This is a genomic window from Blautia massiliensis (ex Liu et al. 2021), from assembly GCF_052064225.1.
In the GTDB taxonomy this organism is placed as follows: Bacteria; Bacillota; Clostridia; order Lachnospirales; family Lachnospiraceae; genus Blautia_A; species Blautia_A fusiformis.
In genome coordinates this window covers 1-13,639 of record NZ_JBQHWA010000051.1, presented here as the reverse complement: position 1 = coordinate 13,639, position 13,639 = coordinate 1, and the positions used below count along the sequence as shown (strand labels likewise).

The following is a 13,639-nucleotide window of genomic DNA, read 5'->3' as shown; positions in this document are numbered from 1 at the left end:
TTGTATCATAGGAGGCTTTATTATACATTCTACAACGTCACTACTACACTATTCGCCCCAGCATAGCTGGGGGATTAGCTCTTTCATTTATTACAATTGTTTAAAGGAACTTAAAATCTCTCACCCAGTATCAGTCTACAGTACTGCATTTTTAAAATCACCAGTTTTAATCGGAATAATACATCCCAGAATTTACATTCCCATCCATTTAATTTCCGAACTGAATCCTGATGATATGCGTTTTATGCTGCTACACGAATTACAGCATTACCGTCACAAAGATACATTTATTGGCTTCCTCATGGTCATAAGTAATATACTCTACTGGTTTAACCCTTTTGTTTGGTACACTTTAAAAGAAATTCTCTGTGACCGTGAAATAGCCTGTGATTCTGCTGTATTGCAGATGATTTCTGCTGATGAATACCAAGCTTATGGAACTACACTGATTAATTTTGCAGAAAAAATATCCTCTTTTTCCTCTCCACTGGCAGTTGGAATGTCCGGAAATTTCAGGCAGATGAAACGACGTATTCTCAACATCGCCGTTTTTAGGAAAGAAACTCTTTATCAAAAAATGAGAGCATTGATAATTTATCTGGTCATTAGTGCTGTTTTTATTGGATGTACACCCATTTTATCCATTGATGCCTCTACTCAAAGCGTATATCATTTTAGTGATACAGACAAAAATATCTCCCTGTTAGATATATCCGAAACATTTGGAACATATGATGGATCATTTGTTTTGTATGACAATAATTTGGATTCCTGGAAAATATACGATCTTGAAGAAGCCACCAAACGTATTCCGCCAGAGTCTACCTACAAAATATACGATGCATTATTAGGGTTGGAATCCGGAATCATCACACCAGAACACTCTTCCATGACATGGAATGGTGATGCCTTTCCTTTTCCATCCTGGGAAGCTGATCAGGATTTAAACTCTGCTATGCAAAATTCCGTTAACTGGTATTTCCAGGCAATTGATTCGCAGCTCGGAATTAACAGAGTCCAGGAATTTTTGAATAAAATAGAATATGGAAACCAGACAACCAGTTCAAATCTGGATTTATACTGGTCCGATTTTTCATTAAAAATCTCGCCTTTAGAGCAAGTAACATTATTGAAAAAATTTAACACAAATGAATTCCATCTAAATTCCCAAAATGTATTTTCTGTTAAAAATGCTATAAAAATTGCCAGTACACCTAATGGTAATTTCTACGGAAAAACTGGAACCGGTCGTGTCAACGGACAGGATATCAACGGCTGGTTTATCGGATATGTAGAAACTTCCGATAACAGCTATTATTTTGCAACCAATATCCAAAGTGATTCTAATGCAACTGGCAAAAAAGCATTTGAAATCACTTCTGATATCTTAAAAAAATTACATATATGGAATTAACAAATATGAAAGGGCTGATAGTTGTTATCAGTTCTTTCTTTTTATTCTATATTGATATTTGGGAACTTCTTTCGTACCATTATTCAGAATTTTATTCCCCATATATTTAAAACTCTTATCATCGTTGAACTTAACAGTCAGCTCACTTGTAATAACGGCATCATTACATATAAATGTATCACATACAGCATCAACAACCAGCACATTGTTTCCCTCTCCGCTATCTCTTATTTCAACGACCTCCGGTAAAGATGTTCCAAAATGAGTAGGGCTATAATTTAAACAACCTAATCGTTCCCAGTCATAAGTTTGATGTTCCGAATCAAATGCTGCCCATTTTTTAATTTGCTCCGCTGTTATCGGCAAAAACTCCATTATCAGATTTTCAAACTCTTCTGCCGGAATTCCACTTGAGTTACCTGAAAACTCATATCTCTCCCCGTATTTCATTCGATATAAATATTCATATAAACCATTATAATCTAACCCTTCCATATCAGATCTATCCCAATCAGAACATAAAAGATTATTCCCCTGATATCCAAGCAAATACACACACCTCTTTGAAACTTCCCTGCATTCATCACTTAAAGGTTTAATTCTTATCATAGAACTGCCATCAACCGCTTCTGATACTTCCGGATATTTTGGAACACATAGCGTATAACCAAACCAGCCTTTTTCTGTATATTTCCATTCTTCTATCCTTGTATACGAAACATATACAATAGATGGATTGTCGTTCATACCCCAAACAACTTTCGCAGCCAACAAATACATATCTGTCCCATCATAATTGAATTTGAGTCTTTCTATCCCACCATCCCTGTTAATCCTATATAAGACGATATCTCCTGGCAGATCCTGTTCTGCCCTGAAAAGAAATTCTTCCATTTTAGAATAATTAGCCATATTTGAATACGGCGCTGATGTAATAACAGGGACATTTTTTTCCTTTAATACTTCCTGCATTTTTTCCATTACTGTCTCAGAAACTACTACATTCGATGAAGTTCCTTTATCCGCCTTTTGATAAATGGCTTTCATCTGATTCATAACATTCTTACAATCTTCAATAGCTTCTTCTTTCACGACTTCATCTACTGGCAAATCATATCCTCTTTCTTGTACAGCATAATTCGCAGTTTCCTGTGAAATATATTCTAAATCAGCCCCTTTACATTTTGTATTTCCTATGAAAAAGCATCCCAAAATAAATAAAACACTCACCATCTTTTTCAGTTTTCTTTTTGTACTCATATCAATTATCTCCATAACATTCCTCCCACTTTTCGTCTGATAATCTTTCCGTATACCAGGTAACCTCTATTTCTGACCTTGATACATAATTGGATACATATTGAAATCTATCTTTATCTAACAGCCGAATGGTTACGCTATGACAAAACGCCTGATCTAATTCTTTTTGTGGCCATACCGCATTTACTTCCAGTGTTATTGTTCCATCTTGATTTTCTATGTAGGAAACAACTTCCGGATATGGAATATATGGTGTGGGAGCAAAATCATATACGATTCCTCTGGTTCGATACCGATATGTCTGTGTTTCCGTGTGAAATACCGTTCCTGTCTGCAGTATCTCTGCGCTTATATTAAAATATTTTTGAAATATCGCTTCAAATGATTCTTTTGGGATTTCATAAGTCTTTCCTTCCTTAAATTCATCAGTTTTTTCTTCCATTGAAAGTAAACGGTCAAAAACATCATAAAAATTTATTCCATCATAATTTTTTTCACTCCAATTAGAAGTAAACAATTTATTAAGTGTATATCCAAAAGGAAGTATATATTTTCGATTCAGCTCCCTGCATTTTTTATTTAACGGCACTACCCGAAAGGCCCGATATCCAGACGGTCCATCATATCCAGCCGGATGATATTCTTCCATAAAGAAATACCCGTTTTCTGTATATTTCCATGAATTAGCTCTAAACTCATGATAATATGTTTCCTGCCAAGTATCCTCTTTCCATTTAAAAGAGCTTACTTCAACGTCTATTTTCCCCTGTTTGGTTTTCAGATCATACCGAATAAAATGATCTCCTGCTATAACTTGAAATATAGTAGTTTTTCCATTTTTCTCTTTTTCTGCTTTTTTCAAAAAATCATCTACTTTAATACTTTGAACCATATCCAGCTGATTGTAGGAATCAATTACTGCATATCCATATTTTCCAAAATAATCCATACTTTTTTGTATTGTACTCAGCTCATATAGTGCATTTTCTTTCGCAGCATTCTCATATATGCTCTGATAGTCTTCTGCCAGCATTTCACACTCTCTGTAAATTTTTTCTTTCGTATCTTCAATTGTCTTTTTCTGCTCTTTCTTTATGCCACATCCACTACAGACAGCAAGAAAAATAACTCCCCAAAATATTTTCCAAATTTTTTTCATATCATTTTCCTCTTACATTTGTAATATTTAAAGGTAAAAATTATTCATTACCGAGATATTCATCCAGTATCGCCTTATCCTTTTCCACCACATAACCGCTTCCTCCAATATCTTTCACATTCTCTACCATACTGATGAGCAAAATAGGATTCTCTGTATCTCTATCTGTAGTAAAGACTGTAAACCAGCCAATTTCTGTTCCAGATGTATCTTCTTTTGTAGCTTTCAGTTCCGCTGTTCCGGTTTTTCCTGCTAATCTAATGTCTTCCCGGCATGCTCCATAACCAGTTCCTTCCGGGTTATTCACTACACCCTCTAGCCCCTCCATAACCTCCAAAACAATCTGTGGTGAAAAAGCATCTTTTATCCAGATTTCACTGGAAGTGCTTCCATCCGCGTGAAGATATGGCTTTATCATATTTCCATCATTTAGAAAAGCCGTATAAATGCTTGCAAGATGCAAAGGATTTACCAGAATCTGTCCCTGTCCATACCCACTGTCAGCAAGCTGGATTTCTGTTTCTATCTTGTCCGTATTAGAATACTGAGACTCTGACATTTTAATATCAAATGGAAGTTCCTGATTAAATCCTATTTGATTTAGAGATTGCATCAGTTGATCCGCACCGATTTTTAATGCTGCTTTTGCAAAATAAATATTATCTGAATAAATAAGCGCATTTTTCAAGATCACAGGTGCATAATCATGAAGTGTAGTCACTGTATAATCTCCCCACGAGAAATCTTTCTGCCATGCCAGACCCTCATTTCCAAAATCGTCATTTGCAGTAAATGCCCCCACTTTTAATCCAATTGCAGCAATTACAGGTTTAAAAGTTGAGCCTGGACACCATGTCTGGCGAAAGCGGTTGTATAAAGGCCTGTCTTCATTTTCATTTAATGCACTCCACTGGCTATTGTCCATTCCACGTACAAAATCATTATTATCATAAGATGGCGTACTTACCAACGCCAGTACTTCCCCTGTATAAGGATTCAAGGCTACAGAACATCCTCTGTCTTCTTTAAATTGTTCATAAAGAGTACTTTGAAGATCGCCATCAATCGTAGTATGGATATCTTCTCCATCTTTTTTAGGCTCATATGCAATGACACTTTTTTTATTTCCATTTGCATCTACAATACAGATCTCACACCCATCTGTCCCTTTTAGTTCTTTTTCATAAAGCGTTTCCAGTCCCGTCTTTCCAATCACACTGTTTGTACGATACCCTTCCCCTTTATGTTCCTGCAAATCCTCGGCTGTAACCGCCTGTACATACCCTACCAGATGAGAGGTAGCTTCTTTTAGATAATAAGTTCGTACTTTTACATCAGATAACATAATACCTGGAATCTTCAATAATGTGTCCTGCTTTTCTTTTTCTTCCAGAACAGTTTCATCCGGATTCACTGTCAGAAGATCGACCTCTTGTATTTTAGGAATTGTTGCTACTGGTACAAAAGAATCTGCTTTTACCCAATCGGCTTTTAACTTATCCTCAATTTCGTCTGCTCCAATTCCAAGATACTCTGCCAGTTTTTTTATTGTATCTTCCCTGTTCTCCATTCTGCCCGGAACAATTCCTACCGAAGATGCAGTTCCCTCTCCAGCCAGCTGGCGACCATTTCTGTCTAAAATATTTCCTCTTTTTGCCTCTTCTAACGTTACCTGAACTTTATCCGTTGCAGATAACTCTGGAAAAATCAACTGATCCTGCCAGATTAAATGATATCCTGTCCAGTTATGTGAAAATACCGCATTGTTGGTAAATTCTACATTTCCTGCAGCAGTCTGCATATTTGTTGTATAGGAAACTGCCGCATTTCCGTTTTCTTTTCTTTTTGCTGTAATATCGGTTATGGACAGATCAGACATCTCAATGCCTTCATATATTTTAGAATTTCGTTCTATAAATTCTTCCTTACTGTTCATGCTGCTTTTTTTCTGATCCAGCATGGCATACATTTGCTCATATTCCCCTTTTTCAATATATTTCATATATTCCATTAGTCTTTTTTCAGGAACATTACGATTCATTATTGTTACAATACCGATTCCACCACCAATCAATATACCGCTAAATAAAACTATTTTTGTGATAGTCTTCGTGTGTTTTTTTCTTTTCGTTTTTCTCATATAGTTTTATTTCTCCTTTTTTTCGTATTTTCTTAAATATTACACTTGTAATATTTAAACGTCAAGTTTTTTCTTAGGTTTATATATGTAAACAAGAGGAAAGATTTGGATAAAAAAAGAAAGGGCATCTCAAAGCTCTCTTTGATAAAGAACTTTACCGACACCCTGAGGTAATGGTTTCTCCGGATGTTTCCCAAACGCTATAATCACTCTCCAGAAGAACCAAAAACGATTTTTAATTTTTCTCTCAGAAAAAAAGAACTACTCTAAATCTGCAGATCTTTGAAATAACCCTGCTCGTTTCTTATAATCACAAACATATTCAGGCAACACATTCTTTGCTGGCAGATTATTATAGCGGAAAACGCAACAAATCCCTTTATTAACTTTTGTTCTATATAATTCCTGTACCAATCCTATTGTTTCATCATCTGAACAAAAGCTCTTCGGAATCTCCCTACAATCCCTGATAATAACGCAAATCTGTTTACTATGTCCTCTCTGTCAGTATACAAGCCAGCTAATCTCTTTATTATAGTATCTAAATACTTCTTCCCAATTCCACTACTCAAAATTTCTTCAGTCACTGTTTCTGCAGATGTGTTTTTATATCAGCCAGAGTTTCCCTGGCTGAATTCTTCCAATATATACCTGTTAACACTTCTCAATGCTGACACTTTTTCCTTCGATTCTCATCTTTCACCTGCTATACTGCACTCTGGCTTGAATTCATTCCCCCTCTTCCAGTTCCGATTTATAATCTTCTAAGTCCATAAGAAAAATCTCATAGCCTTCATTGCTCATGCAGAACAGCTTTCTTATGGTATTGCAGACAAGCCCGATCATATCCTCATCCCCTTCCAGAAATGGAATAATATTGCCGATGGCTTCCATCGTGTCATTTCTGTTGCCTTTATCAAACATTGCGGTCACTAAGCATTCATCTGTATCAAAGTTCATTGCCAGATCCATCATAATTCTACCTCCCCCTTCTTACGTGCTTTGGATTTTTCAGTTTCCGTTTCTTTCTGCTCCTGTGCTTTTGCTCTTGCCTGAAACTCTTTCAATGACTGCAGTACGGATTTTTTCAGTTCTCCTTTTCCACTCTTTGCAGGCTCTTTGTTTTGTTCCCGGTTTGGTTCTACTGATACGGATTCTTTCTTGACTGGTGCTTCTGGAACTTCCTGTTTCACTTCCACAGTCTGTTCTGCTTCCTGCACTTTTCCATGTTTCTCATTCAAATACTTTTCCATATCGTTAATTGCTTTCTGTACCAATGGACTTTCCTTGTAATGCGGAATCATATCTATCAGTTCCCTGTCTACTCTGTCCCAACACATCAGTTCGTACTCTCCAGAATAATCCTTATCCCCGTCCTGCAGGTCAAAACCAATCCCTTTGCCTCCATGCAGTCGATCTGCCGGAATACTTTCATAAATCTTAATCGCTTCTTCCAGAGTAAGATTATTATGGTATTCTCCCATGACCGGAAACTCCATACACTCTGCCACATAAAAAGTAATCGTAGCTTCCGGCTGTTCCTGTTCTGATTGTCTGGTAAAGATAGAAAAGGTTTCTGCATTTTCCAGGCGGGAAAGTAATGACCGGGCAGTTATCACATCACTGTCTATATCAGATTCTTCCGATACTTCAACCAGCCAGTCCTTTAAACACCCTGTTTTCTGATTCAAAATGTCCTCTGTGATTTTCTTCACCTGTTCTTCCCTGTTCTCAACGGTATCTTTATATTCGTAAGTGTCATATTCATAGCTGAAATTATCTAAATCCACCGCCAGCTTTTTGATCTCCTGCTGATCAAGGTAAGCATCTGCTTCCTTCATATATTCTGCCAGAGTGATTCTTTCTTCTGCGATAGGATTGATGTCCACCTTAATACCTGCCATTGCTATACCATGAGCATTTAATTCATTGAAGAAACTGTCCTCCCGGATATTGCCATGATAAGAAAGCACCACATCAAGGTCAGAATCATCTCTGTAAAGTTCCTCTCTGCTTCTGGAACCATGCACCCTTGCTGCAAGCAGCTCTACTTCATTTTCCAGTCCCATATCTTCCAGAATACCCTGTGCGTGATACAAGACACCCCGTTCCACTTCTGCCCTGCTAAGACCATTTAATGCTGCTTCATCTCTTCCAATCTCAGAAGTCGCACGAAGCTCACCTGCCTGTAGTAAATCCTTTGAATGTTGGATGGTCATTGCCTCAAATTCTTTATAGTCCACTTTGACACATTCCATATCATCCATTCTTTCACTTTTTAAGATTTCATAAGTAGCTTTCTGAACAGATACTTTGGGATCGTCATAATCATTGGAATGGATTTCGTGCAGGTCAGAATCATAAAAAATATAAAAATAACCTTCTTCCGTTGCCTGTACGGTCAGATACCCTTTGCTCTTGGTAAACTGCATTGCAATTCCCTCACAGGTATCCACTGCTCTTTCCCTGTCATAATCCTCAAAAATACTTGGTGGACAATTCTTTAATAACTGTGCCAGCTGCATCTGCCGTTCGCCTGCTTCTTCCACTTCTGCCATCAAATCCTCATAGTCAACGGGAACTGCATTTTCCAGGGACATTTCTTCATCTTCCAGAATATCTTCCATTGCCTGCTGCATAGAAATATCAGGATTGTCATAGGCACCGCCGTCGATCTCATCGTAATCCAAAGCATAAAAGGTATAATCATAGCCTTCCTCTGTTCTCTGGATTGCAAAATACCTATCGTCAATCTTATATGCCAGTTCATCCGGTTCCAGTTCCGGCATAAGTCCTTCCACAGAAATCCCTTTCTCCTGCAGATATTCTGAAATAGCTTCCAATGCTCCTGCATCATACCCATTCCAGAGATCTTCTGCGACAAGCTGACCATGTTCCGATACGATAATCCCTGCCACATCTGAACCATACTCATCATGTTCCATGAAGAAGAACTTCTCCCCTGCATACTCTCTTTCATCTACTGTATGCCAGGTTCCTGCATGTCCATCTGCTTCAAATCCTCTGGTATCTGCTGTAATGGTGACTTCCGCTTCATCTAATGCCTGTTCAATCTTCTGCATACGGATCTCTGCCCTTGCCATATCAATAAATCCATCTAACACCGCTGGGTGGCTTTCTATCACATAATCCTGATTCAGATTCTTCCCCTGATTGATATTTTCCGGGATTTCGATATGTTCTGCCCAGTCTTTGTTCTGTTTGGAAAATCTGCCGTCATAAGAAAGTTCCCGAAGCGTATTTGCCATAACAAACGTCATACGTTCTTCTCCAAACTGTTCCAGCACTTGTTTTGCGGCATCTTCCTTTAAATGCAGCCCGTCAAAATTTAATGCGATTGCTTCCTCGATTGCTTTCTTACAATCAATATTTAACTTTCTGGAATCCAGATAAGCATCTACATCCCGTTCTTCCATTGCCTGAGCAAGTGTTCCTTTATAAACTGGCGGATAGGCTCTGGTATGATTATTTTCCAGCATCTCCATTCTCTGCTGTACAAAGTCCGGAAGTTCCTCAAAGCCGAAAGAATCCACATAATAAGCCTTTGTCTCCGCCGTCCGGTTTATAACTATGACGTCGCTTACCGATAAGGAATGTCCATGAAAATCGTTCGGGCGGTTGATATTAAATCTCTCAAAAATATCCTCTAATGTGATCGTTGGTATCCACGGAGCCGCATACACCATCCTGTAGTCTTTCCCCTCAATGGTATAGCCTAATTTTTTAGCCGATTCAAAACCCATAAACTGATAAGTATGCTCTCCGCCCGTATCCATCTGATAGATTGCAAAACGACCGCTTTCTCCATGAAAAAGCAAAGTTTCATCAATCTTTTCTGCACTGTCCTGTTCCAGTTTTTCCTGTCTGGTGGCAGATGCTTCTTTTTCTTCATATTGCATGGTGTTTTCCCTTTCCAGCTCATGCATCTGCTCCTCAATGTTCCCAATGATCTCTGCAGATGTTTTTCGGATGGTATCCATTGATGCTTTCAACGCCTTCATATCCCTGCTCTCGCACCAGCTGGCGATATAGGTAAACGAATATTCTGAAGTATCCAGACCAAAATGGTTGCAGACAATATAAGCGATACTTTCTGCTTCCACTTCCTTTGTTGTCTGGTCTTTTAGGACGCCTTCCACATCCATTACTTCCCGGTCATGCAGCAATGCGTGGCTCACTTCATGGACTCCGGTTTTCATCGTCTGTACATTACTCATATCTTCCTTTATCGCAATATATTTTTCTGTCTGGTGATAATAGCCTTTTGCATCCCCTTCCACATTCATCATGCGGATCGGTACAGGAGAAATATTCTGCAATGCCTGCATAAACGTATCATAAAACTGTACACTTCCGGTAAGCTCCGGTACCTCCAGTTCTGCGATCGGTTCCCCCTCTGTCTGGCTGACATCAAACACTGTCGTTACACGGAATCTCGGTATCACCATCTCCACGATCTCTGTTTCCGGCTGTCCATCATCCCCGATCACAGGCTCTTTTGTTACCGGGTCGATCTTTTCAATCTCCTGTTTCTCCCGTATCGGTGCTGGTGCGATGATCTGGATTCCTTTCTCTCCACGTTTTACATGACGGTTAAATTTCTTCTTCCATGCCTGATAGCCTGCCACCAGTGTTGCTTCCGGTTTCTGCATGGTGATCAGCAGCGTGTTATTAAAGCTGTAATTGTGGAACTTTGACATGGTATTCAGATATTCGGTATATCTCTCCGAAGTAAAGATTTCCTTTACTCCCTGTTCCAGCCGTTCCGATATTTCTTTTAACTGTTTTTCTATATTATTTGCCATAAACAAACCCTCCATTTTACGTCACCGCCAGAGAAAACTCTGACGGGAAATCTTTTATAACTCCTGTTCATGTTTTTTCTTTGCAGCTTTCTGTACAGGTGGCTGTTCCGCTGTATTCTGCTGTGCCTTCTCCTGCTTTAAGCGTTCCAGAATAGACGGCTTATGGATTCTGTCTGCTGTTTCCGGAAGTTCTTTTTCTTCTACGGCATCCCTGCTGTCTGTGCTGCTTCCTTCTCTGCCAATATCCTCATCTGCCATAATCGTCTCATTGCCCTTTTCATCCATGTTCAGCAGGGCATTTAACTCGGATAAGCGTTCCATCTTTTCATTCAGTTCTGCTTCTTTCGGAAATGGTTTCTTTACCTCTTCCTGTGCAGTAGCAAGCTGCTGTTGTACGGTTTCTAACTTCTGCTTACTTTCCGTCAGCTTCCTGTCGATAGAAGAAAGCGTGTTATGGATACGCTGCATATTTCCTATAGGGTCTTTTCCGATCTCCAGCTTATAAGAGCATTTTCCTTTGATCGTCAGTTCAAACGCATTGGAGAACATATTGTAGGAAGCAGATAACGTAAACCCCTGATATTCCCCGACCTTTCCGCCGGTGCTGATGGTTTTTAAACCTGCACAGGCGGCGATCAACGCTTCGCCTGCTTCTTTCTTATCTTCATAAAGAACATTCCCTACCGTCATGGCAAACGTGTCATTATCCTGTAAATCCACGCTTTTTACTACCTGCGAATCCACCTGCATCCCGGCAATCCGCTCTTTCAATGCACTGATCTGTACCGGGAAATTCTTTGCAATATCGGATTCCAGACGGTAAATCTGACTGGTATGGTTTGCCTTTAGAAGTTTCAGCTTACTCACCTGCACATCCAGATCCATTTTTTCTTTAATGTACGGATTGCCTGTGGCAAGTGCCTTGATCTCTGCATAGGACAGTGCCGTATCATCCACATCTTCACAAGCTCTGACCGGGGATTTACTGGTCATAATCTGGCTGATGAACTTCTGCTTATTCTCCAAAATCTGGTCGAGTAGGTCAGCGGTATTACTACCGCTTTCCCCTCTAAGAACCGTGCGTGAGAGTTTCCCCTCACACGGCTCAAGCACTTATAAGCCCTGCGTTAGCAGAACCAGTTCATCAACATTTTTCGAGTAATGAAGTTTTCTATGGCAATCAGCATGTAATAAGACATTCTTTTCTTTAAAATCTGCTCCCACTTCCGTATGGATTCGGAATCCCCGTTCCACTGTGATAGGTTCACCACAATGCGGACAAATGCCTTTCTGCATTTTGTACAGTGCATTTAATTTCTTCCTTCCATTGATTTCTCGAAGCATTCTCTTTGTGTCTCTGTCCTCAAAATATTCTGTGAAACGTTCATCAAATGGTGTCGCTTCTGATTTTGTTTTCAGCCACCTTACTATTTTAGTATCAGTAGCATATATCAGATGTAATTCAAATGAGTCTGCCATATTTACACTGAATGTCCAGTTCCTTGTGCCGACTCTCCTGAAATATTTCTTTGCTATCCATTTGTGGCTTTTCTTCGGATGCCTACGTTTACACCATCTCCACAGACATCTCCATACATCGAAATCAAACCTGTCAAACGCCTGCGAGGAGACATTATACTTTTGGAAATTTACCCATCCTCTGATGACCGGATTTAACTTTCTTATCAAATCTTCCTGCTTCATAGATGGATTTTGCTTTATAATCCCCCGTATCTTATTCACAATGGCTTTATAATTCTTTTTGGATGGTTTTGTAAGAAGCTTGCCTTTATACCACCGTATATTACATCCGAGAAAATCAAAACCATCTTCGATATGGGTAATCACTGTCTTTTCTTCTGACAGTTCCAATCCTCTCTCTGATAAAAATTCCCGGATAATCGGGAGAACACCTGCTTCCAAAAGCTCTCTACTTTCGCCTGTGACGATGAAATCGTCAGCATAACGTATAAAGTTCACTTTTGGAAAATATGCTTTTCCATCCCTTTTAGTTTTGTGGTATTTCTTTCTAATCTGGACTTCCAGACCATCCAACACCATATTGCAGATAGTTGGTGAGATAGCCGAACCCTGTGGGCTGCCGAGGTCTGTTGGAAATAATCTTCCGGTCTCGACATACCCGCTTTTTAACCATTTTCGCAGAATATCTCTGTCCATTGGGATATGGTTCAGTATCCATTCGTGACTGATGTTATCAAAACAGCCCTTAATGTCTCCTTCCAGCACCCATTTAGGGGATTTTGCTTTATTCAGACAGGTAAAGCACTGTTCGATTGCATCCTGTACACATCTCTTTGCTCTAAATCCATAGGAGTTAGGGTCAGCAGTGATTTCCGCAATCGGTTCCAGTGCAAATTTGTACAATGTCTGCATCGCTCTATCCTTCATACATGGGATACTGAGCGGCCTCATTTTTCCGTTCTTTTTCGGGATATATACCCTCTTTAACGGTAATGGTTTATAGCCTCTGCGTTTTAAGCTGAGAATTGCTTCATATTTCAGTTTGGGAGTAGACCATAAGATTTTGTCTACACCTGCTGTCTTTTTGCCTTTATTACTCGTTACTCTTTTTACAGCTAAAGCACGTCCGTAGAAAGAGTGTGTAAGCAGCCATTGCAAAGACTTTACTTTGCCGGTTCTGCCCTGTTGATGAGCCTTTACGATACGCATTTGCAGTTTTTTAACGTATGCATTCGCTTTGTTCCAGTCGATGCTGTCCCATGCCTTATGATGTTGTATAAATAAAGTTGACACCTTATTCTCAAAGAATTCATGTATAATAAAGAGAATAAGGAGGAACTCTCAATGTCACGTACCCA

The 13,639-nt window shown here is 39.2% G+C and carries 8 protein-coding genes; 1 reads left to right on the top strand and 7 read right to left on the bottom strand.

Going from position 1 to position 13,639, the window contains the following annotated elements:
- Nucleotides 1-1,414: BlaR1 family beta-lactam sensor/signal transducer (locus ACTNDQ_RS14535; RefSeq protein ID WP_441064928.1), on the top strand; the 1,414-nt coding region annotated here is incomplete at its 5' end.
- Nucleotides 1,415-1,441: 27 nt separating this feature from the next.
- On the opposite strand, the gene ACTNDQ_RS14530 is transcribed toward ACTNDQ_RS14535, so the two are convergent.
- The 7 genes from ACTNDQ_RS14530 to ltrA form a co-directional block, all read right to left on the bottom strand.
- Entirely contained in the window at nt 1,442-2,689 is a 1,248-nt protein-coding gene (locus ACTNDQ_RS14530) for a DUF6070 family protein (RefSeq protein WP_173904053.1), read from the bottom strand.
- Nucleotides 2,676-3,833 (bottom strand): DUF6070 family protein, encoded by a 1,158-nt coding sequence (locus ACTNDQ_RS14525; protein WP_055052404.1) that lies wholly within the window; start codon nt 3,831-3,833, stop codon nt 2,676-2,678. The genes ACTNDQ_RS14530 and ACTNDQ_RS14525 overlap by 14 nt, the downstream gene beginning before the upstream one ends.
- A gap of 40 nt (nt 3,834-3,873) precedes the next feature.
- The gene (locus ACTNDQ_RS14520; protein WP_441064927.1) at nt 3,874-5,973 is read right to left on the bottom strand and encodes a penicillin-binding transpeptidase domain-containing protein; all 2,100 of its coding nucleotides are present in this window, start codon (nt 5,971-5,973) and stop codon (nt 3,874-3,876) included.
- Nucleotides 5,974-6,702: 729 nt separating this feature from the next.
- Nucleotides 6,703-6,948, bottom strand: coding sequence for a transposon-transfer assisting family protein (locus tag ACTNDQ_RS14515; protein WP_441062143.1), 246 nt, complete (start codon nt 6,946-6,948; stop codon nt 6,703-6,705).
- A complete protein-coding gene (locus tag ACTNDQ_RS14510; protein ID WP_441064926.1) occupies nt 6,945-10,799 on the bottom strand; it encodes a DUF3849 domain-containing protein in 3,855 nt (1,284 codons plus the stop codon). Before ACTNDQ_RS14510 ends, ACTNDQ_RS14515 begins: the two co-directional genes overlap by 4 nt.
- Nucleotides 10,800-10,853: 54 nt before the next feature.
- Nucleotides 10,854-11,792: a helicase gene (locus ACTNDQ_RS14505; protein WP_441064925.1), complete on the bottom strand. Its 939-nt coding sequence runs from the start codon at nt 11,790-11,792 to the stop codon at nt 10,854-10,856.
- 120 nt (nt 11,793-11,912) lie between these two features.
- Nucleotides 11,913-13,574, bottom strand: a complete 1,662-nt coding sequence (gene ltrA, locus ACTNDQ_RS14500; RefSeq protein ID WP_441064924.1) for a group II intron reverse transcriptase/maturase — start codon at nt 13,572-13,574, stop codon at nt 11,913-11,915.
- Nucleotides 13,575-13,639: the final 65 nt, after the last annotated feature.